The organism is Asticcacaulis sp. W401b, from assembly GCF_046503825.1.
Taxonomy (GTDB): Bacteria; Pseudomonadota; Alphaproteobacteria; order Caulobacterales; family Caulobacteraceae; genus Asticcacaulis.
On the sequence record NZ_JBKFEE010000005.1, the window covers coordinates 290,981 to 315,973 of the forward strand.

20 protein-coding genes are annotated in these 24,993 nt (G+C 60.8%); 8 read left to right on the forward strand and 12 right to left on the reverse strand.

Going from position 1 to position 24,993, the window contains the following annotated elements; genetic code table 11:
• Nucleotides 1-51: 51 nt before the first annotated feature.
• The 4 genes from ACK8OE_RS13250 to ACK8OE_RS13265 all read right to left on the reverse strand — a co-directional run bounded on the left by ACK8OE_RS13250 (nt 52) and on the right by ACK8OE_RS13265 (nt 9,421).
• A complete protein-coding gene (locus ACK8OE_RS13250; RefSeq protein ID WP_410272897.1) occupies nt 52-2,142 on the reverse strand; it encodes an alpha-glucuronidase family glycosyl hydrolase in 2,091 nt (696 codons plus the stop codon).
• Between the two features lie 202 nt (nt 2,143-2,344).
• On the reverse strand, nt 2,345-3,553 hold the full coding sequence (gene manD, locus ACK8OE_RS13255; RefSeq protein ID WP_410272898.1) for a D-mannonate dehydratase ManD: 1,209 nt from the start codon (nt 3,551-3,553) through the stop codon (nt 2,345-2,347).
• A gap of 163 nt (nt 3,554-3,716) precedes the next feature.
• A complete protein-coding gene (gene galB, locus ACK8OE_RS13260) occupies nt 3,717-6,428 on the reverse strand; it encodes a beta-galactosidase GalB (RefSeq protein WP_410272899.1) in 2,712 nt (903 codons plus the stop codon).
• Between the two features lie 134 nt (nt 6,429-6,562).
• A complete protein-coding gene (locus ACK8OE_RS13265; RefSeq protein ID WP_410272900.1) occupies nt 6,563-9,421 on the reverse strand; it encodes a TonB-dependent receptor in 2,859 nt (952 codons plus the stop codon).
• Between the two features lie 425 nt (nt 9,422-9,846).
• Here ACK8OE_RS13265 and ACK8OE_RS13270 point away from each other — a divergent pair, with 425 nt between their 5' ends.
• The gene (locus ACK8OE_RS13270; protein ID WP_410272901.1) at nt 9,847-10,593 is read left to right on the forward strand and encodes a FadR/GntR family transcriptional regulator; all 747 of its coding nucleotides are present in this window, start codon (nt 9,847-9,849) and stop codon (nt 10,591-10,593) included.
• A 72-nt stretch (nt 10,594-10,665) separates the two neighbouring features.
• Here the strand turns inward: ACK8OE_RS13270 and ACK8OE_RS13275 are convergent, their stop codons facing one another.
• A complete protein-coding gene (locus tag ACK8OE_RS13275) occupies nt 10,666-10,926 on the reverse strand; it encodes a GlsB/YeaQ/YmgE family stress response membrane protein (protein WP_290798221.1) in 261 nt (86 codons plus the stop codon).
• A gap of 186 nt (nt 10,927-11,112) precedes the next feature.
• Complete coding sequence (locus ACK8OE_RS13280) at nt 11,113-14,253, reverse strand: TonB-dependent receptor (RefSeq protein WP_410272902.1); 3,141 nt, start codon at nt 14,251-14,253, stop codon at nt 11,113-11,115.
• A 734-nt stretch (nt 14,254-14,987) separates the two neighbouring features.
• Here ACK8OE_RS13280 and ACK8OE_RS13285 point away from each other — a divergent pair.
• The 4 genes from ACK8OE_RS13285 (at nt 14,988) to ACK8OE_RS13300 (ending at nt 18,125) form a co-directional block, all read left to right on the forward strand.
• Nucleotides 14,988-16,007 (forward strand): methionine ABC transporter ATP-binding protein, encoded by a 1,020-nt coding sequence (locus tag ACK8OE_RS13285; protein WP_410272903.1) that lies wholly within the window; start codon nt 14,988-14,990, stop codon nt 16,005-16,007.
• Nucleotides 16,004-16,675, forward strand: a complete 672-nt coding sequence (locus tag ACK8OE_RS13290) for a methionine ABC transporter permease (protein ID WP_410272904.1) — start codon at nt 16,004-16,006, stop codon at nt 16,673-16,675. Before ACK8OE_RS13285 ends, ACK8OE_RS13290 begins: the two co-directional genes overlap by 4 nt.
• 11 nt (nt 16,676-16,686) lie before the next feature.
• On the forward strand, nt 16,687-17,484 hold the full coding sequence (locus ACK8OE_RS13295; protein ID WP_410272905.1) for a MetQ/NlpA family ABC transporter substrate-binding protein: 798 nt from the start codon (nt 16,687-16,689) through the stop codon (nt 17,482-17,484).
• 89 nt (nt 17,485-17,573) lie between these two features.
• The gene (locus ACK8OE_RS13300) at nt 17,574-18,125 is read left to right on the forward strand and encodes a hypothetical protein (RefSeq protein WP_410272906.1); all 552 of its coding nucleotides are present in this window, start codon (nt 17,574-17,576) and stop codon (nt 18,123-18,125) included.
• Here the strand turns inward: ACK8OE_RS13300 and ACK8OE_RS13305 are convergent.
• Together ACK8OE_RS13305 and ACK8OE_RS13310 are read right to left on the reverse strand one after the other, a co-directional pair.
• A complete protein-coding gene (locus ACK8OE_RS13305) occupies nt 18,115-18,612 on the reverse strand; it encodes a PIN domain-containing protein (protein WP_290798246.1) in 498 nt (165 codons plus the stop codon). The two genes, ACK8OE_RS13300 and ACK8OE_RS13305, sit on opposite strands and share 11 nt — an antisense overlap.
• Nucleotides 18,612-18,860, reverse strand: a complete 249-nt coding sequence (locus ACK8OE_RS13310; RefSeq protein WP_290798249.1) for a type II toxin-antitoxin system Phd/YefM family antitoxin — start codon at nt 18,858-18,860, stop codon at nt 18,612-18,614. The genes ACK8OE_RS13305 and ACK8OE_RS13310 overlap by 1 nt, the downstream gene beginning before the upstream one ends.
• Before the next feature lie 211 nt (nt 18,861-19,071).
• Here ACK8OE_RS13310 and ACK8OE_RS13315 point away from each other — a divergent pair, with 211 nt between their 5' ends.
• Entirely contained in the window at nt 19,072-20,433 is a 1,362-nt protein-coding gene (locus ACK8OE_RS13315; RefSeq protein ID WP_410272907.1) for a cation:proton antiporter, read from the forward strand.
• Between the two features lie 161 nt (nt 20,434-20,594).
• Here the strand turns inward: ACK8OE_RS13315 and ACK8OE_RS13320 are convergent, their stop codons facing one another.
• The 3 genes from ACK8OE_RS13320 to ACK8OE_RS13330 form a co-directional block, all read right to left on the reverse strand.
• Nucleotides 20,595-22,139 (reverse strand): tryptophan halogenase family protein, encoded by a 1,545-nt coding sequence (locus ACK8OE_RS13320; RefSeq protein ID WP_410272908.1) that lies wholly within the window; start codon nt 22,137-22,139, stop codon nt 20,595-20,597.
• A gap of 57 nt (nt 22,140-22,196) precedes the next feature.
• Entirely contained in the window at nt 22,197-22,619 is a 423-nt protein-coding gene (locus tag ACK8OE_RS13325; protein WP_410272909.1) for a response regulator, read from the reverse strand.
• A gap of 104 nt (nt 22,620-22,723) precedes the next feature.
• Nucleotides 22,724-22,930, reverse strand: coding sequence for a hypothetical protein (locus ACK8OE_RS13330; RefSeq protein WP_410272910.1), 207 nt, complete (start codon nt 22,928-22,930; stop codon nt 22,724-22,726).
• Nucleotides 22,931-23,153: 223 nt separating this feature from the next.
• On the opposite strand from ACK8OE_RS13330, the gene ACK8OE_RS13335 reads away from it, so the two are divergent.
• Entirely contained in the window at nt 23,154-24,302 is a 1,149-nt protein-coding gene (locus tag ACK8OE_RS13335; RefSeq protein WP_410272911.1) for a sensor histidine kinase, read from the forward strand.
• Between the two features lie 19 nt (nt 24,303-24,321).
• Nucleotides 24,322-24,741 carry a response regulator gene (locus ACK8OE_RS13340; protein ID WP_410272912.1) on the forward strand — a complete coding sequence of 140 codons (420 nt, stop codon included), beginning with the start codon at nt 24,322-24,324 and terminating at the stop codon, nt 24,739-24,741.
• 60 nt (nt 24,742-24,801) lie between these two features.
• On the opposite strand, the gene ACK8OE_RS13345 is transcribed toward ACK8OE_RS13340, so the two are convergent.
• Nucleotides 24,802-24,993 (reverse strand): hypothetical protein (locus ACK8OE_RS13345; RefSeq protein WP_410272913.1); only part of this gene is annotated, 192 nt, incomplete at its 5' end.

Here is a 24,993-nt window from a genome sequence, read left to right on the forward strand (position 1 = left end):
TGTATTTTACGCCCCGCGGGCGGGCGTGGATCACACCCCCCCTTCATTTTTTTAATGATGCCCCGGCGCATAGGGGAAGGTCAGGGATTTATAGTAGTCGAGTGACTTTTCGGGTGCCGCTACACCGGCGGGCAGGGGGCGCCCCGACTTCGACTGGAAATAGGCGATAGAGGCGTCGCGCCACCACTTGGCTTCGCGCGCCTGTATGCGCAGGGTGCTGGCGATGGCCTCGAAGCGTTCGGCATCGACATAGGGCTTCATCGCCGCCCACGTCTGTTGCATCGCGGCGGCGTCCTTCGCCCCCTTGTCATAGGTCAGGACCAGTTTCTCCCACAGGGGGCGGCCGGAGCGCGTCTTGTAGTCCCACGACACGTGGTGGAACCACAGGAGATAGCGCTCATCCATCGTTTTGGGATCGGTCCAGACCGTCTGCGCCTGCGGGTCGTACTGGCTCAGGGCGTCAGAGCCGGTTTTTGTGCGGTCAAAGCCGATGCCGTTGGCGTCCGCCTTATGGTAATAGACCGGGTTCCAGTCGGGCCGGCCCAGATTATCGACCCACGGGCCGGGGCCGTAATGGTGGCCGGTGTCCATCAGGTGATGCAGCCCCAGCGGCGTCATATAGTCGGCCACCGTCTCGCGCGAACGCATCATCAGGGCGACGACAGGCGTCACAAAGCGCGGGTCTGTGGTGAAGGTCATCTTCGCCCATTCGGCCGCGATGTCGCGCGCCGAGCCTTGCGGGTTCCACGCCAGCCGCCCGAAAGCGTACCAGTTGGCCTGATCGAAGTGCGATCCGGACCAGTTGCGATCCGTGCCGATATTGGCCACGCCCGCCATGCCGCTGAGGGGGTGATGTTCGCCTTCCACGACGCGGGCGACGCTCCAGCCCCTCTGGCCGTTCTGAAACGTGTCGGCGCGCAGGGTTTCTTCGTAATACTGACCCAGATAGGCGAGGTGGGTGGCAAAGCCCAGATACTCCTTGGTGATCTGGAACTCCATCATCAGCGGCGTTTTGGGCATGGCCCCGAACAGGGGGTGGAAGGGCTCACGCGGCTGAAAGTCGATGGCGCCGTTCTTCACCTGCACCAGCACATTGGGGGCGAATTTTCCATCATGCGGTTTGAACTCGCTATAGGCCTGCTTGTGGCGGTCATCGGCGACCTCGGCCTTATAGACAAAGGCCCGCCACATGACGACGCCACGATTGCCCAGCGCTTCGGCCAGCATATTGGCCCCGTCCTCGTGCGTGCGGCCATAGTCCTGCGGGCCGGGCTGGCCCTCCGAATTGGCCTTGACGAGGAAGCCGCCGAAGTCAGGGATTTTGGCGTAGATTTCGTCCGCCTTGGCCTTCCACCAGGCGCGCACGGCCGGGTCGAGCGGATCGGCAGTCTTCAGGCCGCCCAGTTCGATGGGGGCCGAAAAGCGCGCCGACAGATAGACGCGGATGCCGTAGGGCCGGAAGGTGTCGGCCAGCACCGCCGCCTTGTCGAGATAGGGGGCGGTCAGGGACGCGGCCTTGGCATTGACGTTGTTCAGCACCGTGCCGTTGATACCGATGGAGGCATTGGCGCGGGCATAGTCGGTGTAGCGCGGGTCCTTCAGGTCCGGCAGCCGCCACCAGTCCCATAGAGACGCACCGGCATAGCCGCGCTCGACCGTACCGTCGAGATTGTCCCAGTGATTGAGCAGGCGGAGTTTGACCTTCGGCGCGTCGGTGGTGTCGGCGGTGGTGCCGGTCTGGATGTGCCGCAGATAGGCGAAAGCGCCGTACAGCAGGCCAATATCGCTGTTGGCGCGGATGCGCACGACCGGCTGACCGTTCTGACGGCCTTTGCGGATCGCATAGCCTTCGCGGCCCAGCGCCGCGTCGGGCGTTGCATTCCGCGTCAGAACCACAGAGGGAGCGCTAACATTTTGGGCCACGGAAACCTTGTGCCCGGACAGGCCGGACAGGCCCCGTTGCAGTTCGGCTACCGCCGCCTTGACCGTTGGGGAATGCGCCTGAGCGACGACGGCGCGGGGGAGGGTTTGGGCGCTGGCCACAGGCTTATAGCGCAGCCACAGATCGTACCCGTCCTCGGCAAAGGCCGGGGCGGCCAACAGACAGACAAGCGCGCACAGCGCGTGGATAAGCCTACGCATGGTTCCCTCCTGTGGTGCCCCGCTTTGCGGGTGCGGTTTTTTAAGTTCCTCCCCTAATTTTAGGGGAGGGTGGCCTGAAAGGCCGGGTGGGGTTAAAGCGGCGGTATTAACCCCACCGTCTTTTGTCGCGTCGCTCCAAAATCCACCTCCCCTGAAACGAAGTTCGGCGAAGCCAAATCAGGGGAGGGACATTCCATCGCTTTTACCAGTTAAACAGCGTGCCGTCCTGCAGGCGGTTTACCGGCAGATAGGCGCGCTTATAGGGGTACTTCGCCGCCAGGTCTTCGTCGATATCGATGCCGAGGCCCGGCGTTTCGGAGACCATCAGGTCGCCCTTGTCGAAATAATAGCCGTGCGGGAAGACCTCATCGGTCTCCGGCGTATGGCGCATATATTCCTGAATGCCGAAGTTGGGGATCGAGACGTCGAAATGCAGGGCCGCGGCCATGCACACCGGCGACAGGTCGGTCGCGCCGTGGCAGCCGGTGCGGACGTTGTACAGCTCGGCGAACGAGGCGATCTTCTTCAGGTGCGAAATACCGCCCGCGTGCACAACGGTGGCGCGGATATAGTCGATCAACTGGTTCTGGATCAGGTCTTTGGCGTCCCAGATCGACGAGAAGATTTCCCCGACGGCCAGCGGCGTCGTGGTGTGCTGACGGATCAGTTTGAAATTGTCCTGATTTTCCGCGACGACCGAATCTTCCATCCAGAAGGGACGATAGGGCTCAAGGTCGCGCCCCAGACGCCCGGCCTCGATCGGCGTCAGGCGGTGGTGGACGTCGTGCAGCAGGTGGACCTCTTCGCCCAACGCTTCCCGCGCGGCGGCAAACAGCTTGGGCACTACGCGCATATAGGCTTCGGTGGACCAGATATTTTCAGTCGGGAGGTCGGCGTCGGCGGGCTCGTAGAACATCTTGTCCTTTGACACGCCGTAGGTGGAGGCCAGCCCCGGCACGCCGCATTGCAGGCGGATGGCCTTATATCCCATGGCCTTGTATTCCTGCGCCACTTCGATGGTGTTTTCGATGGTGGTGCCGTTGGCGTGGCCATAGACTATGACGCCGGTGCGCGAACGGCCGCCCAGAAGCTGATAGACGGGCAGGCCGGCGATCTTGCCCTTGATGTCCCACAGGGCCATATCGACGGCAGAGACAGCCGACATGGTCACCGGACCGCGACGCCAGTAGGCCCCGCGATAGAGATATTGCCAGATGTCTTCGATCTGCTGTGGGTCGCGCCCGATCAGGCAGGGAATCACATGGTCTTCGAGATAGGAGACGACCGACAGCTCACGCCCGTTCAGCGTGGCGTCGCCAATGCCATAGACGCCTTCGTCCGTCAGGATCTTGAGGGTGACGAAATTGCGGCCGGGGCAGGTGACGATGACTTTTGCCGATACGATCTTCATGAGACTTACGCCTTAAATTGGTATGACCTATCTCGCTTTTGCCGACCAATTGCCCGAATGGCAAGCGCAAAGTGAAGGTAAGGTACAGATTTGTTTGTTATATAGCAGACTGGGAGGTGGTCTCACAGAGGCAAGCCCTACACGGGTTTGAATTGGTAAGACCTTATCCCGTCGCAAGTCTTATCTGTGCGGCCTTCAGCCCTGCCGCTTCGGCCCGGAGGGTCAGGCGTCCCTTTTGCCCCGGCTTTGCGCGCACAATGGCCAAAGCCAGTCCGTTGAAGGCTTTGCGCGCAGGCGACGGGAAGGCCGTAAAGTCGGTCGGATCGCCATTGTCGGTGGCGACGATCTCGCCCGGTCCCTCCAGCGTGAAGGTCACCTTATCCTTGGCGAAGGGTACGGTTTCGCCCTTGTCATCGACAATGCGCAGGGTGACGAAGCTCAGGTCCTTGCCATCGGCCTCAATCACGCTGCGGTCGGCCTCCAGCGTCAGCGCGTGGGCGGCCCCCGTGGTCTGGCGACGCGCCTCGGCCCACGGCTTGCCGTCCTTATAGACGACGGCGCGAATTTCGCCCGGTTCGTAGGTGACGTAATCCCAGCGCAGTCGGTATTCGAACGGGCGCTTCTTGATCCGTCCCTGCGACTTGCCATTGATGAACAACTCGGCCTCATCGCCGTTGGTGAACAGGTGTACTGGCGTCACCTCTCCCTCACGGCCATTTCCGGTATCACTGGCCCAGTTCCAGTGCGGCAGCAGATGCGCCACCGGCAGGTCGGGACGCCAGCGCGACTGATAGAGCCAGAAGCGGTCCTTCTTGAAACCGGCCAGATCAATAATACCGAAATAGGAACTGCGTGCCTCGTAATAGGGGGTGGGCTCGCCCAGATAGTCCCAGCCGGTCCATACGAACTCACCGGCTACGTAAGGGTTCTGATCCTGCGCCGCCCAGTTGCGGTCCGCAGACGAACCGAAGTCGGCAGCAAACAGCTCGTAGGCGCTGACCTGATGCGTTTTGGGGTCGCCGCCGACGCCGGGGCGCACGGGCCCGCTGTTCGTGCCAGGCACCGGAAACTGATACTCACCGCGGCTCGACAAGGCCGCCGCGCTTTCGCTGTGCAGGATGATCTTGTTGGGGAATTTGGCGCGGAAGGCCGGGAACTTGCTGGGCAGGCTGCGGATGCCCGCCCCCTGATAGTTGAGGCTGATCACGTCCATCTCGGCCGGCAGGGGCATGTCGGCCTGAGCCCAGTTCATCGCATTGGTGACCGGACGGGTGGTGTCTTCCTCGCGAAGTATCTTCACCAGCCGCCGGGCGATCTGTGCCCCCGCTTCGCCGGAATACTGCTCGCCCACCTCATTGCCGACGCTCCAGATGACGATTGAGGGGTGATTGCGGTCGCGCCTCAGCATGGCGCGCAGATCGGCCTCGTGCCAGTCGGGGAAGATCAGGTGGAAGTCGAGGGGCGTCTTGCGCTTTTCCCAGCAGTCGAACACCTCATCCAGCACCACAATCCCCATCCTGTCGCACAGGTCCAGCAGTTCCGGGGCGGGCGGGTTGTGGCTCATGCGCAGGGCGTTGCACCCCATCTCCATAAGCATTTCCAGTTGCCGCTCTGCGGCCCGCACATTGAACGCCGCCCCCAGCGCGCCGAGGTCATGGTGGTTATTGACGCCCTGAAGCGGCGCAAACCGGTCATTGATAAAAAGGCCTTTGTCCGCATCGAAGCGCAGGCTGCGGATGCCGAAGGGGGTCTCATATCTGTCGATTTCACGCCTACCCTGCATCAGGCTCGTCACCGCGACATAGCGGTTCGGCGCCTGCGCCGGTGGCGGTCCCCACAGGCGGGGTTTTGACACGGTGGCCGAGGCTTTGACAATGGTATGGGATCCGGCCGCCACCGGCACCGACTGGCGCGGGGTTTCGCTGACGGCGCGGCCCGTGGGCTTACCCTTTGCATCCAGCGCGTAGAGGCGCGTGACAAGCGTGATGTCCGCCGCTTCGGTGCCGTCATTATCAATGCGGGTGACGATATAGACCGTGGCTTCGTCCTGAGAGACGTGCGGCGTGGTGATCTGCGTACCCCAGTGCGCCACGTGCACCCTGTCGGTCTTAACCAGCCAGACATTGCGGTAAAGCCCTGCCCCCGGATACCAGCGCGCCGACTCCGGCGGATTGTCCAGGCGGATGACGATGTGGTTGGCGCCGCCGTAATTCAGGTGCGGCGTCAGGTCGAGACGGAAGGAATTATAGCCGTAGGGCCAGCCACCGACGAGGCGCTCATTGCACCACACGGTGGCATAGGACATGGCCCCGTCGATATCGAGGAAGAGGCATCGCCCTTTATCCGAAGCCGAAACCTCCAGACGGCGGCGATACCAGGCCGGTCCCCAGGTTTTCAGCCGGCCCATGCCGCCATAGGGACCCGTTTCCAGAAACGGCCCCTTGATGGCCCAGTCGTGGGGCAGGGTGACCGCCTCCCAGCCGGAGTCGTCAAAGGTGGATTTGACCCAACTGACCTGCGCCCCCGGATGACCTTCGGGCCGGACGTGGCGTTTGTCGGGATCAGAGATAAACGGATTGGCCGTGGGCAGTATCCACGGTTTCAGCACAGGCCGCGTGGCGCTCACCTGCGTGGCATCGACGGGACGCGCATCCGCCTCCTTGCCATCTTCGCTCTTTTTGATCTCCGGGCGGATGTCGTAATCGAGCGCCCCATCGAGGCCCTCAGGATCGCCCAGCCGGAAGCGCCAGTTGTCATTGAGTGGCAGGCGTTCACGTCCGTTTCGCGTGCGGGCGACTGAGTCCTTTGGCAAGAGACTGGCGGCGGCGGCCGTTGTCAGCAGGGCACGGCGGGTGGTTGGAATGGCTGAGGTCATGCACAGTTTTCCCTGACGCGATAAAAGTCGTCAGCTTATTTGTGAAGGGCCAAAAGGGCCGGGCACGTATCGTAAAGAAAAAAAGGCGGACAGGCCGTCAAAAGCCTGTCCGCTCAGGGGGGAGTCGGAGGAGATCAGAACTTGCTGCGCCAGCCGAAGTGATAGGTGGCGCCGGGGTTGAAGTGGCTATAGGCCGCGTTGGCGTAACCGAAATTGGTACGGAACGGCTCGTTGGTGATGTTGGTGGCTTCGAAGGTCAGTTGCCCCTTCTGGCCGAACCAGTTGGCATTGTAGCTGGCCGACAGATCGACCTGACCGCGGTCGGTGGCGATCAGCGGCAGCATCAGGCCGTTTTGCGGGGCGCCGGCGGCGATGCGTTCGTCAAACCACACATAGCTGGCGCGTACCGAGAACAGGTCGTTTTCGTAGTAGGCGGTAGCATTGACCGTCTGCGGCGACAGCTGGGCCGAAGCCCCGTCGTTTTCGTCGTCCAGATGCGTGTAGTTGGCGCTGAAGCCCAGACCATCGACGATGAAGTCGAGCGGTTGCACCCAGCCCAGTTCGATGCCGGTCAGGTTGATCGTGTTCACATTGACCGGCTGGTTGACGAAAACGTCAGCGGTGGCCGGGCCGCCGCGATCATTGATCGCCTGCTGCTGCTGGGCCGTCAGGGACGCAAAGTCGATGCCGAGATCGCTGAATTTACGCGTCGATTGCTGCACGACGGTATAGCCAGTGACCGTCTTCTTAAACACGGCCACGCTGACATAACCGAGGCCACCGGTATAGTATTCGGCCCCGAAGTCGAGGTTTTCCGAATAGTAGGGTTGCAGCGACGGGTTGCCGGCGGAGGCCGTTTGCGCCGACGGATCAGAGAAGCTGAGGCCGGGCAGCAGGTTGTTCGGGTTGGCGCGAGTCAGGGTCTTGGAGGCGGCGGCGCGCAGTTGCAGCTTGTCCGTCAGCATGGTGGTGACGTTGAGCGACGGCAGGTTAGCGCTGTAGTTTGTCTCCATGGTCACAAACTGGCGCACGCCATTGATCGTCACCGGGCCGGTCACGGTCTGATCCGTCACGGCGCGGCGCACACCGGCATTGACCTTGAACACCAGATCACCGACGGGAATCTGGGTGTTATATTCGATATAGACGCCCTTGTTCTTTTCATTGATGGCGCCCGACGGCGTGCCCAGAGCCGAATTGTTGGTAAAGGGCGCCCCGGTGTTGAAGGCGGCGTAGTTGGTGGCGGCCTTTAGCTTGTTGAGATCGGGCAGGATGTACTGCGTAAAGCCCGGTGTGCCATCGAGGATGTGCGTGAAGTCCGACGCGGGGCCGACGCCCAGATAGCTGGAGATGGCGCTTTGCGGCACGGCGGCAAAGGCCGCGGTCTGGTAGTTGGCCGAGTTGTCGAAGGCCGTGATCTTGCGATCGGCTTCGTCATAGGCGGCCCCGAACTTCAGCGACGATCCGTTTTCGAAGTCATAGGTCATGTCCGCGTGGGCACCGGCCGTGTAGGTCGAACGCTTGACGTTCTGAATGTTTACACGGTTCCAGGTCCAGCCGAGGTTGGGGTCGGCGATATTCTTGTTCGGCTTGATCGTCGGGATGATACCGTCATTGGTGTACTGAATCGTCAGCCCGGAATTGAAAGGCGTATTGAACAGGAAGCTGGGCGCTTCGCGGAAAAAGACAGAGTGGGTGTAGTTGGCTGCGGCGTCGAGGCGCAGCTTCGGCGTGATCTGCCAGCTCAGGCTGGGGTTGACGTTGACGAAATCAAGGCGCTCGTCAAACTTGCGCGCTTCGACGAACATGGCCGAGTTGGCGAAGGTGCCGGAGGTGACCACATTATTGGCATCCACCTTCAGATTGATCGGCACCATGCCGCCGGTGGCCGCCGTCGAAGAGTTACGCACAAACCAGTTGAAGCTCGACCGGTCGTACTCCCCCTTGGCCGACGCCGCCATGATGTCGAGCGCAAAGCGCAGCGTGTCCGAAGGGCGGTATTCGACGGCGGTGATCAAAGTCAGGCGATCGCGGTGACCATCGACGTAGTTGAGACGGCCCAGACGCGGGATCATGGCATTGGTGAGCTGATTGGCCGTCAGTCCGGGATTGAGCGCCAGAAGCGCGTTCAGGTCCAGCGTCGCACCGGTCGTCAGGCCGTTGCCGGCATTGGCCGGCACGACGGTGGCGAAGCTGAAATTGTTGCCCTGCGCGTTGCTGCACGCCGTGTCGGTCGTTGGGCAGGCGAGGTTGGCATTGCTCCAGCCCACCGAGTCAAACCCGTCCGAGCGCGTGCGCTGACGCGAACCGGCCAGACCGATCAGCACGCCCCACTTGTCCCAGGTTTTTGAGAAGGTGACGGCCCCGCGCGGCGAAAAATCACCGGAGGCTTCGCCATAGGAGGCCGAAGCCGAAACGGTCAGGTGCTGCCCCTTGTTGTCGAAGGGGCGGGCGTTTTGCAGATTGACCAGCGACATGCCGCCTTCGAGCTGGCTGGCGGTCGGGGTCTTGGAGACGGTCAGGCGGGTGAACAGTTCCGACGGGAAGAGGTCAAGGTCCACTTCGCGGTTGGAGGCCCCGCCGTCGATGCCGCCGTCAGAGGCCACCGCCACGCCGGCATTGTTCAGCACGATCTTGGTGAAGCTTGCGCCCAGGCCGCGCACGTTGACCTGCGTGCCTTCACCCGTATAGCCGTTGCGCGAAATCTGCACGCCCGGCACGCGTTGCAGCGATTCCGCCAGGTTGAGGTCCGGGAACTTGCCGATGTCCTGCGCAAAGATCGAGTCCGAGAAGTTGACCGAGTTGCGCTTGGCGCGGGTCGCGTCCTGAAGGCTCTTGCGATAGCCGGTGATCACCACTTCGGTGACATCGGTGCTGGCAGACGTGTCAGCGCTCTGGGCCTGTGCCGCGCCGTAGCCGAAACCGGCCAGAATGGTGGCTGACATCAAGGCAAGACGGGTCGCGCGCAGAACGCGCGGGTTTTGACGGACCATGGGGTTCCTCCTGTTGGACATTATGACGGTTTTGCAGGCCGCAGGCCGGTCCGTCTTTATTATGGTAACGCTCACATTCATACAGGGGTCAGATTTCATCTGTCAATTAGGTCAGTCCAATATTTGTTAGATTGTCGCTTTTTGGTCATCGCAATGAAGTTGTAAAAATTTTTCAAATAAAAACAGTCCAATAAGTGCGATATATGTAACCACATTTGTGGCAAAAGTCATGAATAATACTACAAATTCATTGATTTGTGCGATAAATTAAGTTGGTTCCCGCTGACATTACAGGGGCAGTTAAAGGGATGTTCTGCCGATTGAATCCATTATTGGTCTGACAATGTGTAAACGCTCAACGCACCTTTTTCGTTTCAAAATACCGTCCGATGGGGCATAGTTGGGCGAATCCTGATAACGGTCCCATGTCTGACAATCGTAAACGTTACAAACGCATCGCCGACGCCATCGCCGAAGAAATTCGCTCCGGCGTCTATAGGGCGGGCGACCGCCTGCCGACCGAGCGCGAACTGGCCGTGCAGTTCAAGGTCAGCCGCCCCACCCTGCGTGAGGCGATGATCGCGCTGGAAATCCTAGGCTATATCGAGGCGCGTCAGGGCCACGGCATCGTGGTCAAGGCGGTGTCGCCTGACCCCCTGCCCATGTCCGACTCCGAAATCGGTGCCTTTGAGCTGATTGAGGCGCGCCGCCTGTTCGAAAGCGAGGTGGCGGCGCTGGCGGCCACCCTGATTACGGATGAACAGCTTGATGACCTGAAAAAACTGGCGCGGCGCATGGAAGACCCGTCTCCGGCGATTTCCGAGCGCGCTGACCGCGAATTTCACATGCTGATCGCGCAGGTGACGGGCAACGGGGCGATTGTCTCGTCGGTTGAGAACCTGTGGGACTGGCGCTACCGTTCGCCGCTGGCGCGCAACATTCTGGCGCGCACGGCCAATCTGGGTATGAAGGCGCGTGTCGCCGAGCACAGCCAGATCATTGAGGCGCTGGAAAAGCGCTCGCCCGACGCGGCGCGTCAGGCCATGCGTGAGCATATGGACCGCGTGATCGAGCACCTTCTGGCCACGACCGAACTGGTCGAGATCGAAAAGGCCCGCGCCGCCGGTGAAGCGCGGCGTAAGGCGCTGGCCAAACGGTTCCTGAAAGCCTGATAAACGTAAGACCTGAAAAAAGCCTGCCCCTTACCACGGAGCAGGCTTTTCGCATTTGAAGCTTCAGGCGCGTTACGCCCGGCGGCCGCGCAACATGCGGCTGAGCGCAATCAGCAGACACGCCCCGATGACACCGGCGATCAGATAGCCGATCACGCCACCGAACGAGATGCCGAGGATGGCCAGCAGCCCATTGGCCACCGCGGCCCCGATGACCCCCAGCAGAATGTTCATGAACAGACCCTGTTCGGACTTCATCAGTTGTTCGGCGATCCAGCCGGCAAAGGCACCGACGATCAGGGCTGTCAGCCAGCCGATGGAATTCTCGTTCATGGAAATAGCCTCCTCAAAAGTCAGGAGCCGAAAGGCCCGTGTACTGAGGTTCACCCTCTCACGCGTCTGATAAGGCCAAAATGCCGCCGTTCGGCCGTCGCATAAAAACCGCGCAAGGCTCCGGCGACAAAAAACCACCGCCTGTGATGAACAGGCGGCGGGTGAGTTTGGGAGGAAATAGGGAGATTAGTTCTTGAACGTAAAGCCGAAGAAGACGCGACGGCCGGAATAGCCGGTATTGATCAGGCGAATATCGCCTGCCCAGGTGGATTCGTCTTCCTCGGTCAGGTTCTTGCCTTCGACGAAGAAGCTGAGCCCCTTGGGACCGGGTTTCCACGTGACCTTGCCGTCCAGATAGCCGGTCGGGTCTTTGAACACCGGATTGAGCGACGTATCGGCAGCAGTCACCAGATATTCTGAGCGGTAATTATAGGCCAGTCGCGCATTGATCTGACCCTTATCATACCACAGGGTGACGTTGTAGCTGTCCGAAGACAGACCCGGATAAGGCAGTTCAGAGCCGTCGAGCTGGCTGTAAACGCCCACATCCTTGGCTTCCTGATAGGTATAGTTGGCGTCGGCGCCGAAGCCGGACATCCAGCCCGGCAGGAAGGTGAAGGCCGTCTTGGCGGTCAGTTCAAGACCGGAAATCTTGGCACCCTGACCGTTGATATAGCTGTTGTAGTAGTAGAGGGTACCGTCGCCGAACACATCCTGCTGCCCCAGATTGGTGCGCGAGGCGATGTAGAAGGATTTGATGTTCTTGTAGAAGAAGCCCGCCGAAAGCTGCGTATCGCGGTTCGGATACCATTCCACCGAAATATCAGACTGATCGGCACGATAGGGCTTCAGGCCCGGATTGCCGGCATTGCAGCTATCGGGACCGTCTTCGGACGTCCCATCATTGGCGTAGTTGATGGTGCAGTCGATGCTGGGCTGAAGATAGTTGACCAGCGGACGTGCCATCAGCTTGGCGAAACCGGCCCGGACGTTCAGTTGCGACGGGATGATCCACGTGTTGATGTTATAGCTGGGCAGCCACACCGTATAGTCCTTGGTCATCGTGGTCTGGGTGTTGGACACGATGGCCGTGGTCGCGACGCCATTGACCAGTCGCGTTTCACGGCGCGTGTTCTGACCGCTGGCCGTGGTTTCCGTATGGACGCGGCGGACCCCGAAATTACCTTCGAACTCCAGACCGAAGGCCGGGAAGCCGTAATCGAAGCGGGCATACTGAGCGTCCGTGACTTCCTTCACATTATAGGGAATCTGGCTGTAGGTTTTTCCGTCGCTGCCGACGGTGGTATAGAGATTGTCCAGATTGAAGTGTGATGTATCGAGATATTGCGCGACCTGATTGAAGGTGGGGTAGAGCCAGCTAGACGGCAGGTTGCTGGTGCCGCCGTAGTAGAAGTTCGATGGCAAGGGCGTCATCGCATTGGCGAAAACCTGATTGGAGAAGGCCCGGGACCAGGTCTCCGTCGTGTTCCAGTAGCTGGTCTGGTAGGGGTTGCCATAGGCGGCCACCGTCTGATCCGCAGTCGCGCTATTGCTGACCGTGGCCGTCGAGTTGACCGAGTTGGCATAGATGACCGTGTTGTCCAGCTCGCTGGCCAGATCAGACCCGGCATTGACGATGAAGCCGCCATAACCATAGCCGGACGTCACGGTATCGGTGTAACGGCCACCGAACTTCACACCCTTAAGGAAGGGCAGGTCGGTATCGTAGGTGAAGTCGAGCTTGTACTGATCTTCGGAGTTGGCCGATTGTGACGGGCGGTACTGGATCTGATACTGGTTGACCGCCGCCGCATCCGCGGGGCTATAGCCCTGAGCGAAGGTAAAGATTGGGGCGGAGGTGTTGGGGTCGATCGTGACCTTCAAACCGGGCGTATTGTAGCTGACGCTGACATTGTTGGTCTGGCTCAGCGTCTCCGTCTCGGCGTTCGATCCGGCAAATTCGACGCGCCAGCGCTCACCGCGATAGTTCAGCCCATATTGCAGGTATTTTGACGTCGAGGTGTAGCTGAAGTCACGCGACGAGACGCTGAACGCGTTGTTACCGCCACGGTTGGCGGTGGTGACGCAGTCCCCGATAACGAATTCCGTGACATTGTGGTTGGCATCGACCTTGATGCCCGGCGTTTTGGCGGCGGTGGCCGCCGTCACGCGGGCACAGTTGGCCCCGTTGGCCGAATAGTTCAGCGCGTCGAGCGAGGTAAAGCCCGTGCCGTAATTGATGTCGTTCAGGGTTTGCGAGCGGCGATTATGCTGATACCCCGCCCACACATCCATGCGGTCGCTGATCTTGTACTGAACCTGAAACTCCGCCGAGACGCGCTCGTCGTCGCGGGTCCATACGCGGTAGCGGGGCACGCGGGGGTTATAGTCGTACCATTGGGTTTCGCAGGCCGTGCGCGCCTGAGCCGTGGTCAGCTTGCCAGCGTCCGGTGTGGTGAGGGTGGCACAGGCGGCCTTGGTCGTGACGGCAGCGATAGCGTCACTGACGCTTTGACCGTAGGTCTGGTTGTAGTAGTTGGCCGTCTTTTCGGCGGAGTTATCGAAATCGGCCAGGCGCGCCCACGAGTGGTCGTCGTAATAGTCGCCGCGCGTATTGACGCGGTCATAGGTCACATTGGCCATCACCCCCAGGCGTCCATCGAGAAACTTGGTGGTGCCGAAGAGGTTGGCGCGTGGCGTCCAGCCATCAACCGTATCGAGATTCTGATAGGAGGCCGTCAGGGAGAAGGTCGGTTTGCGGAAATCGAGGGGGCGGTTGGTGGTTACGGCCACGGTGCCGCCGATGCCGCCTTCGGTCATGTCAGCGGTGAAGCCTTTAAACACGTCAATCGACTTGACGATTTCGGACGGTAATTCGCGGAAGTCATTAGAACGGCCGCCCCCACCATAGACGTTCAGATTGCCGGCGGTGGACATGACGCTCATGCCATTGATTTCGACGCGGTTGAGGTCAGGCTCAACGCCCCGGATGGACACCTGATTGCCTTCCCCCATATCGCGCGACAGCTGCACGCCGGTCACGCGACCCAGCGCTTCGCCGACATTCTTGTCCGGGAACTGACCGATATCTTCCGCGACGATGGAGTCCGATACGGTGGCGGCGCGCTTCTTGCGGTTGATGGCTGAGGCCAGCGAGGCGCGAGTGCCGGTGACCACAACGGTTTCAATGTCTTCCTGTGCCGGGGCAGCGGGGGCGGCCTCTTGCGCAAAGGCGACACCTGACAGGCCCAGCAGGGCCACCGCAGTCAGGGCGGAGGCGCTTTTCAGGCGCGTGGAAAGGAGGCGGGGGGAGGGGCTGCGGATCATACCTGTGAGGCTCCTGAGCAATCTGCGGGGCGGCGACCCGGCGGTCGTCCGGGGAGGGGAACGACGGCGCGCGGACACCGGCGGACAAATCAAAACGGGAGACAGGCCAGACGCCGCCCTCTTGCCAAACAGGTTCGGGCGCGACGCAGAACCGGTGGCGAAGGAAGGGGGTGGAGCGACACAAACGGCTCCGAAAAGGGGCGAGTCTCCCTCATCGCTGCCGTCAGGCCTGCCCTTGGGTTTGTACCCTCGTGGCGCGATGATCAATTTATCAGCGCCGCGAACATTTACGATCAAAAACGATCAGTCAAGTCCTTGGCCATAAATACCGCCGCTATTTTTATGAAAATGTCAAATATCATCGTTTCATGGGCAAAAATACCACATAATATGTCAAGGCTGGATCGAATTTGGCCAAAATGTGACGTTAGAAATCATAAATATATTATCCAAATTGGCTTAAACACAAATTTAATACTTATTAAAAAGGCGCATTTTTATCTGTGATGTATTTATACTGATTATAGTATCGCATTTAAAGACATGGGAGTTGATTTTGGACGCTAAAATTGACGCCGTGTTTAATTTTCAGATTTGAAATATTCAAATTATGTCAAAAACGATCATGATTTTGAGATGTCCCCGCGACCCTTGGCGGCCAGTTTAGAAAGCGTCACCGCTGCGCGCAGAAAAACACGCTTCACAGGCCGGAACAGGCGCTTTAAGACCGCCTGATGGTTTCAGATGTGAACAATCCGGCTTCGGTGATCGCGCTGCGTGGCGTGACCCGGCGCTTCGTCTCCAAAAGCGGCGTGCAAACGGCGCTTGATGGTGTCGATCTCGATATCGCGCGCGGTGAAGTGTTTGGCATTATCGGCCCGTCGGGGTCCGGCAAATCGACCCTGATCCGCCTGCTCAACCGGCTGGAAACGCCCAGCGAAGGCCGGGTGGAGGTCAATGGCGTCGATCTCAGTGGTCTGGATGCGCGCGCCCTGTCGGCCCTGCGGCACAAGATGGGCATGATCTTCCAATCGTTCGGCCTTTTGTCGAGCAAGACAGCGCTGCACAACGTCACCTATGCGCTGGAGCTGGCCGGGACCGGCACGCCCGCCACCCGCCGCCAGCGGGCGCTTGATCTGCTCGAGCGCGTAGGTCTCAGCGCCCATGCGCAGAAATACCCGGCGCAGCTTTCGGGCGGGCAGAAGCAGCGCGTGGCCATTGCCCGCGCCTTGGCCAATGCGCCGCACATCCTGCTGTGTGACGAAGCGACCTCGGCGCTCGATCCTGAGGCGACGCAGGGCATACTGACGCTGCTGGCCGAACTGAACCGCGAACTGGGCCTGACCATCGTGCTGGTGACGCATGAGATGGAGGTGGTGCGTCAAGTGTGCGACCGCGTGGCTGTGCTCGAACACGGGCGGCTGGCCGAGGTCGGCACCGTGGAACAGGTGCTGTTCGCCCCGGTGAGCGCCGCCGGTCGCGCCCTGTCGAAGCACATCCTGCCGCCGCCGCCCGACGGGATGGGCGAAGGCGCGGTGACCCTGACCTATTTCGGCGAGGTGGTCTATTCCGACGCCCTGTCGGCGGCCGTGCAGGGGCTACAGGCGCGCTTCAGCGTCCTGTCCGGGCAGGTGTCGCACCTCAAATCCGGCCCCTATGGCCATATGATCGTCGATATGGCGGGTCCTGACCGCGCCGAGGCGCTGGCGCGTCTGCGGGCGCGCGGCGTCAGCGTGACGGAGGCGGTCCAATGATAGGGCCTGAGTTTTTTGCCAATATCGACCCGGCGGAAATCGCCCGCGCCAGCGGTGAGACGCTTGGCATGGTCGGCGCGTCCCTGCTGCTCAGCCTCGCGCTGGGCCTGCCTCTGGGGGTGTGGCTGTCGGTCACCAGCCGTCAGGGCTTAAGCCCCAATCCGCTCCTCTATGGCCTGCTGAGTTTTGCGGTCAATGTGCTGCGTTCCATCCCCTTTGTGATCCTGTTTATCCTGCTGATCCCGGTCACTCTGGCGCTGGTCGGCACGTCCTTGGGCGTTAAGGGGGCCATTCCGCCTCTGGTGCTGGGGGCAGCGCCATTTCTGGCGCGGCTGGTCGAAAACGCCCTGCGCGAAGTCGATCGCTCGGTGATCGAGGCCACGCAGGCGCTGGGGGCCTCGAAGCGTCAGATCATCCTGCACACCCTGCTGCCCGAAGCCCTGCCGGGCCTGATTGCGGCGGCGACGGTGACGGCCATCGCGCTCGTCTCCTACACGGCCATGGCCGGTGTGGTGGGGGCGGGCGGCCTCGGCGATCTGGCCGTGCGCTATGGCTATCAACGCTTCCAGACCGATGTCATGGTGGTGACGGTGGTGCTGATCATCGCCCTGGTTCAGGGTCTGCAAATGCTGGGCGATGCGCTGGTGGCGCGCGTTTCGAAGAAATAAGGAAGATACTCATGCTGTCTCGTCGTCATCTGATCGTGACCGGTGTTGCCGCCTCTGCTCTGGCCGCCTGCGGCAAACCGGCCGCCAAAGGCAATGTCCTCAGCGTCGCGGCCACCGCCGTGCCGCACGCCGAAATCCTCAAGGTCATCACCCCTGATCTGGCGGCCAAGGGCATCACGCTCGATATCAAGGTCTTTAACGACTATGTGCAGCCGAACCTTCAGGTCGATCAGGCCCTGATCGACGCCAACTATTTCCAGACCCTGCCCTATCTCGACTCGTTCAATAAGGAACGTGGCACGAAGCTGGTGACCGTGGTCGGCGTGCATGTCGAGCCGTTTGGCGGCTATTCGCGCAAACATAAGACGATTGCCGACCTGCCGCAGGGCGCGGTCATCGCCGTGCCCAACGATGCTTCAAACACCGGGCGCGCCCTGATCCTGTTGCATAAGAACGGCCTGATCACGCTGAAAGACCCTAACAATATCAATGCGACGCTGAAAGACATCGCCGGTAACCCCAAGGGCTTTGTGTTCAAGGAGCTGGAATCCCCGTCCCTGCCGCGCGTCCTGCCGGAGGTCGATCTGGCCCTGATCAACACCAACTACGCGCTGGATGCCAAGCTTGCCCCCAAGACAGACGCCCTGATCATCGAAGGGTCGGACAGCCCGTACATCAACTATCTGGTGGCGCGCGCCGACAAGACAAACGACTCACGCATCAAGGCGCTGGCCGAGGCCCTGACCTCTCAGAAGGTCAAGGACTTCATCGCCAAAACCTATAATGGTGCGGTCATTGCGGCGTTTTAGGCCTCCGGCTTTGGGGTGTTCCTGAGTTTTGTATGGCGCGACGCGGGAGTCTGCGTCATGTTCGGGCGAGAACGTCCGGAGAGACCCTTATGGCTGACCCATTGAAAATGACCCATACCGCCGTGACTTCGGGTCGCCGCTGGCGTTGGGGGGTGTGGAGCGCCGCCCTGCTACTGTGGCTGGCCCCGCTCATCGCCATGCGTTTTACGACGCAGGTGCAATGGACGGCGTTTGATTTCGCTGTTTTCGGCACGATGTTGGTCGTCGGGGCCGGGGCCTTCGATCTGGTGACGCGCCTGTCGGGCAGTCTGGCCTTCCGCGCCGCAGCGGGTGTGGCCCTTTTGGGCGCGTTTTTGCTCGTCTGGATCAATCTGGCCGTCGGCATACTGGGCAGCGAAGATAATCCTGCCAATCTGATCTATGCGCTTGTTCTCGCTGTCGGGGGCATCGGGGCCGTCCTCGTCCGGTTTCGGACGCGCGGTCTGGCGGGGGTGATGCTCGCCGTTGCCGGGGTACAGGTGGCGGTGGCGATTGCGTCCTATGTCCTTGGCTACGAGGCGCTTGTGCTGAATGGCGGTTTTGTCGCCGTCTGGTTGCTTTCGGCCTGGTTGTTTCACAAGGCGGCTGCGGTTAGAACCTGACAAACAGGTTGCGGAACCATTGCGGGCCGGAGCGCGACGCTTCGCGCCAGTCGGCAGAGGTGTCGGCCTCTTCGGGCGTGTAGCCGAATGGATTGAAGGTCTTGACCTTGCCCGCCTTGAAGGCCGCCGGTGAGGGGGTCACGAGCGTCAGGCCGTGCACGGCGGCGGTCGCGGCCATCAGGGCATCGCGGGAATCGCTCATATGGAGGGCCGCCCGGCGACGGGCCACCGCCGCGTCGATGGGCAGAATATGGTTTTCAAAGGCGCGCGGCACCTGTTCGTCCAGCCATTGCCGCAGCAGACGCCCGCTTTCCGCGTCACGCTTTTCGGCGGCCGCTACGCTCGTTTCCATCTCCAGCAGGCTCAGCACCGACAGGAACAGGTGTTGACGCCCGATACCCGACGCCCAGCGCGTCAGGCCGGGATCAGTGTCACCGGCCTTGGCCTTGCGCAGTTCCATAACGATGGGGGTGTCGAGCAGGTACATTAAACAGTTCCCTGACGGTCCCAGCCATCGCCGGCGCGGGCGGCATCAAGGTCAATCGTCACCCCTTCGCTGAGCGCCAGCAAATCGACCAGAGTCTCCGTCTGTCCCGACAGGGCGCGATAGGCCTCAAAGCTCAGCAACACGTGAGTGGGCTTGCCCCGGTCAGTGATGAAAACCGGTTCCGACAGGGCAGCGCGTTTGGCGCTACCGACATCTTGATTGAATTCCCGGCTGGAAAAGGTCGTCATTTTGCACCTACGTTGCTACAAATGAGCGCGCTAACATGTAGCGACGTTACTACATCGTGACCCTTTGGCAACAAATTTCAAACGCGCGATTTCAAAACGTTTTTTTAAGCCGGCAACCGGTTGCGTCCGGCGTGATTTCTGTGTCTGTCTCACCCACCGGTCTGGCCCAAAAGAAGGCCGAACACAGATCAATCAGGGATCACAGACACGCATGACCGTCGCTACACCCGACATGTGGGCTCACACGCTTGAGACCATCACCACGATCCTGTCGCCGCATGGGCCCAATGGCACCTATAATGCCAACGACTTCAGCATCCGTTTCTTCCTGCAAATCGGCCTGATCATTCTGACGTGTCGCGTGGTCGGCTGGCTGGGTCAGAAGTTCTTGGCTCAGCCGCAGGTGGTCGGCGAAATGATCGCCGGGGTCATTCTGGGGCCATCGCTTCTGGGGCTTCTGTTCCCCGATCTTCAGGGTGCTATCTTCCCCAAGGAAAGCCGCAACGTCCTCTATGTCGGGGCGCAGCTGGGCGTGGGCCTCTATATGTTCCTCGTCGGCTGCACCTTCCGCGCCGACCATTTTGCGCAAAAGGGCAAAAGCGCCGCGGCGGTCTCGTTCTCGGGCATTACGGTGCCCTTCCTGATGGCCATACTGATCACGCCCTGGCTTCTAACGGTACCGGGCCTGTTTGCCGAAGGCATTTCGCAGTTCAACGCCACCCTGTTCATGGGGGCCTGTATCGCGCTGACTGCCTTCCCCATGCTGGCGCGCATTATCAATGAACGCGGTCTGGCCCATTCGTCGTTGGGCACCCTGTCCCTGACCGCCGGCGCCTTTGACGACGCCGTGTCGTGGTGCGTGCTGGCCATCGTGCTGGCCACCTTTGGCGGCGGGCCGGGTATTGCCGTGCTGGCCATCGGGGGCGGCCTGTTGTGGACCCTGTTCGTCGTCTTTGCCGGAAAGCGTCTTCTGGCCCCGCTGGGCCGCATGGTCGAAGACCGCGGCGAGATGAGCCACACGGTTCTGGCCATTACCCTGATCGCCTTTGCGACTTCGGCCTTTGTGATGGACGCGGTGGGCATCCACGCCATCTTCGGTGGCTTCATTCTGGGCACGGTCATGCCGCGCGGCAAGTTTACCGAGGAGCTGAAGAAAAAGGTCGAACCGCTGACCGTCATCCTGCTGCTGCCGATGTTCTTCACCTATTCGGGGCTGAACACGCGCCTCGACATGGTCAATAATCTTGAACTGCTGCTGATTGCGCTGGCGATTCTGGCCGTGTCGATCCTCGCCAAGTTCGGAGCCTGCTATGCGGCGGCGCGCCTGACTGGCGAAGACAACCGCACGGCGCTGGGTATAGGGGCACTGATGAATTCCCGCGGGCTGATGGAGCTGATCATCATCAATATCGGCCTGCAAAAGGGCATTATCGGCCCGGCCCTGTTCTCGATGCTGGTGCTGATGGCCATTGTTACCACGGTCATGGCTTCGCCGCTGTTCGAAGCCGTTTATGGCCGCAAGGCGCGCGAAAGCGGCGAGCTTGGGGCCTTGCCGGACCGGGCAGCGGACTAAAGGTTTAACATCCGTTTGGGGTTAAGATCAAAAAGAACCCCCACCACCGCATCTCACCCGATGTCGCTACGCGCATCAGGCTCGTGCGGTCCCAACGCTGGCGAAAGCTATACTTTCGCTGCGCTATGCCCCAGCAAGCTGGGGAGGTATAAGAAGAGCACTTACGCCGACTCGGCAAAGCCCTCGGCATAGATCTGGCGGATCAGGGTGCGGTGCGGCGGCAGGTCCAGCGTCGCGCGCTCGCCGAAATTATGGATTTTGGCGAAGGTCCGGTTGGCGTCTTCCACGTGCGGGAAGTGGTCGCGCGCCCCGCTGAGATCGGTCCGGAAGCCCATGCCATAGAGAATGTACTGATAGTTGAAGAAGGCGAAGGTTTCGACGTCAATCAGGAAGTCGAACCGGCTGGGCGGACGGTAACGCCATTGCTCCAGCAACTCACGCAACCGCTCAGGCCAGGTCTGCGGATCGGCATTGTTGCGCCAGAAGGCCTCGCTACGGTGGCTCAGCGCGTAGTGCAGCTTGAGGAAGGTGACGATATTCTCGTAACGCGCCGTCATCAGGGCATTGAAGCGCCGGGCCGGGGCGTCGATAGGCCCGGCATGGGGGAACAGCTCGGCGATCATGGCTACGGCGACCTCGATCATCACGATGCCGGTCGATTCCAGCGGCTCCATAAACCCGCCGGCCAGCCCCACCGCCACGCAGTTGCCGATCCACGGGCGCTCGCGATAACCGGGCTCGAACGCAATCTCACGCAGGTTCAGCGCGGCCTTGCTGCCCACATAGCGGCGCAGCGTCGCTTCCGCCTCATCGTCACTCGTGTGGTCGGTCGAGTAGGTATAGCCGATGCCGCGCTGCCCATCGAGGCCGATGTCCCAGGTCCAGCCCGCCGCGTGCGCCGTGGCCACCGTGTAGCTTTCGATGGGGGCATCAGGACGCTCATAGGGTGCCTTGCACGCCAGCGCCTTGTTGGTGAACAGCGTCCCGCGCACCGAGCGGAACGGCGACCCCAATGCCTTTCCGATCAGTTCGGCCCGAAAGCCCGAACAGTCGATATAGAGGTCCGCCGTCAGCACTTCGTCTTCGGCGACGATGCGGTCGATCTGCCCTGTGTGGTCGAGCACCACGCCATCGAGCCGCGCCGGCTTATGCACCACCCCAAGCGCGACGGCGCGTTCGGCCAGCACCTCTGCCAACTGCTGCGCGTCGAAATGGTAGGCATAGTTCAGCGGGCCGGCAAAATCGCCTTCGTGCGGGCGTTTGGGCGCGCGCCGCGCCTCGGCCACGCGCTTCTGAAAGGTTACGGCCTCGGCAAAGGGCTTGCGCGTCGCCTCGTCCTGCAACAGCCAGTAGGGGACCAGTCCTTCACCCTCGGTATAGTAGGGGGCTTCGAACGGGTGGAAATAGTGTTCGTGCCGTCCGTTGAGCGGCGTCTTTACCCAGTCGGCAAAACGGATGCCCTGTTTGAAGGTGGCGGTGGTGCGCCGCATAAAGGGCGCTTCGTCGATGCCGATAAATTTCAGCGTCTGGCGGATGGTGGGGAAGGTGCCTTCGCCGACACCGACGCTGCTGATCTCCGGCGACTCCACCAGCACGATCTCAAGGCGCGTCTGACGCTTGATGTCGAAATAGCGCGCCAGATAGGCAGCCGCCAGCCATCCGGCCGTACCGCCCCCCAGGATCAGGATTCTGCGCTTGCCTGTCATGGGCCTGACTATGCGACGTTTTCAGGTGATCAGCAACGGTTTGTCGCTGTGGCTGAGTTACCGGCAGGGCATCAGGCGGAACAGCTCGAACATCTCCTGCAAGACGTTAAAGTCGATGGGCTTGACCAGATGCAGGTCGAAACCCGCTTCGGCCGTTTCACGACGGCGCGCCGCATCGCCCCAGCCGGTCTGAGCAATGATCTTGCAGCGACGCGTGCGCGGGTCGGCGCGCAGGGCACGCGCCACGCTCAGGCCGTCGATTTCCGGCATCCCCAGATCGAGCAGCACGACGTCCGGGTGAAAGCTGCGTGCCGTGTCTATCGCGCTGAGACCGTCGAAACAGGTCCGCACTTCATCGCCCCACGACTCGATGGCCCAGCTTAAGGTCAGGGCCGAGGCTTGATTGTCGTCAACGACCAGTACCTTCAAAGGCGCGGGCGTGAGCGCCGCCCCGTCTTTGCGTTCTTGACAATCAATCATGACAAACCTTTGAGAACAATGATACTTTACGTAAGGCGCGTTTTGCTGACGCGGCCCGTCCTTAACCGTAAGGGGCGTAAAAAATCAGTATTGACTGTCCTCGTTTACAGGTGGCTCTGCGGTTTGCGGACGCGGCGGAGCGCCTTGCGCGTCGCCTTGACGCGCTCGTCCTCGCGGATCGGGCGCTGGCTGTCCTTGCTCAGCAGGTGTTCGTCCGTTGTGCCTTCCGGCGGAAAGGGATCGCTGTCGTGGCCTTTCTCTTCGGCGGTTTGGCTGATCTCTTCAGGGGTGGGGGAGCGGTGGTGCGTCATGATATCTCCTTTCCCCCGGAAATCTGGGCGTAAAGGCATAAGACGAAAATGGCGGGCCACGCGCAGGTTGTGAACACGGTATAAAGGCACTTTGTTCCCCAAACTGGGCTGGACCTCGTCTTTAGAAGAGATCGAAAAACAAGGTCTTAGGCTGCATTTTTCGATTCAATCCGGACGCGATCTGTTTTAGGTTCGCTGCGCCAGAGGGCAATCGGAGGCTGATATGACGACGGTCAGGACGGCTCAGACACCATCCGCTGTGGGCGAGACGCCGCGGCCCACTATCCTCATTGTCGATGACCGCTGGCAGAATCTTCTGGCGACCGAAGCCCTGCTCAAGCCGCTGGGGGCCGACATCGTTACCGCCGAGTCGGGCGAGGCGGCGCTGAGCCTCGTGCTCGAACGCCACTTCGCCATCGTACTGCTCGATGTGCAGATGCCCGGCATGGATGGTTTTGAGACCGCGCGCCTGATGAAGACCCGCCCGTCCATGCAGGGCGTGCCGATCATCTTCGTGACCGCCATCTCCAAGGAAGACCACTACGCCACCGAAGCGGCTGCCATCGGCGCGGTGGACTATATCTTCAAGCCGATCAATCCCGATATCCTCAAATCCAAGGTGCAGGTCTATCTCGAGCTTTACACTCAGCGGCAGCAAATACTGCAACTGAACGCCACCCTGCGTCAGTCGAATGAAGAACTGGAACGCTTCGCCTATGTCTGCTCGCACGACATGAAGGAGCCGGTGCGCATGATGAACATCTATGCGGGCTTTCTGGCCGAGGACTCCGCCGAAAAGCTCGACGAAGATGGCCGCCGCTACGTGCAATATATCCGCGACAACGCCACCCGGCTGAACCGCATGATCGGCGATATCCTCAACTTCTCGCGCGTCGGCCGCGAAGCCATTGAGGTCGAGGCGGTCGATACGCGGCGCGTCTTTGATGAGGTCTGCGCCGGTTTGGCCGGAGTGATCGAAGCCCGGCGTGCCAAGGTCACCTGCGGCGCCCTGCCGGAAATGCACACCTCGCCCACCCTGATGCGCGTCCTGCTGCAAAACCTGATCGGCAATGCGTTGAAGTTTCAGGACGGCCGGCGCATCCCGGAAATCCACGTTTCGGCGCGCCGCGAAGGCAAGGCCTATCGCTTCGACGTATCCGATAACGGCATCGGTATCGACCCGGCCTATGCCGACCGCATCTTCACCATCTTTCAGAGGCTGCACAGCGAGGACGAATTCCCAGGCACCGGGATTGGCCTTTCGACCTGCCGCAAATTTGTGCGTCTCTATGGCGGAGAGATCAGTTTTATCTCGACGCCGGGCGAAGGCACGACCTTCAGCTTCACGCTGCCGCAACCGGCCCGTCTGTAAATCCTGAACCGGAGATGTCATGACTCTCGAACTTCTGCTGATCGAGGATAATGAAGGCGATGTCGAAATGACTCGTCGCGCTCTGCGCACGGCGGCGACCGAGTGCCGGGTGTCCGTGGCCGGCAACGGAGCGCAGGGGCTGGAGTGTCTGCGTCGCGAAGGCCGTTTCGCCGAGGCCACCCGTCCTGACCTGATCCTGCTCGATATCAACATGCCGCGCATGGACGGCAAGATGTTCCTCAGCGAGATCAAGGCCGATCCGGCCTTCAAAGCCATTCCTGTGGTGATGTTCACCTCGTCGGAGTCGCCGACCGACATTCGCGACTGCTACGAGCGTCAGGCCAGCAGCTATGTCGTCAAGCCGTTTGAGGGCGCGCTCTACGCTGAAACCGTGCGCGAAGTGGTGCGTTTTTGGGGTCAAATCGCCAAACTGCCCTGACCGGTACGGTGTGCGCGGACAAAATCAGCGGGCGCGGAAAGAAATTTTCCGCGCCCGATTTTATTTAAGGCACTGATATAAACATGAAAATATCGCGACGTCCGGACGCGGTATCAAACAAAATGCCACGACCTTGTGGAAAACCGAAAAAGACCGTTGACGCGGATCGGGGGTTCGAATAGAAACCGCCTCCTCGCCGCTGACGGCGGCAACGAAATCTTTACGAAGCTTAACGCCGAAACGGATTTCCGG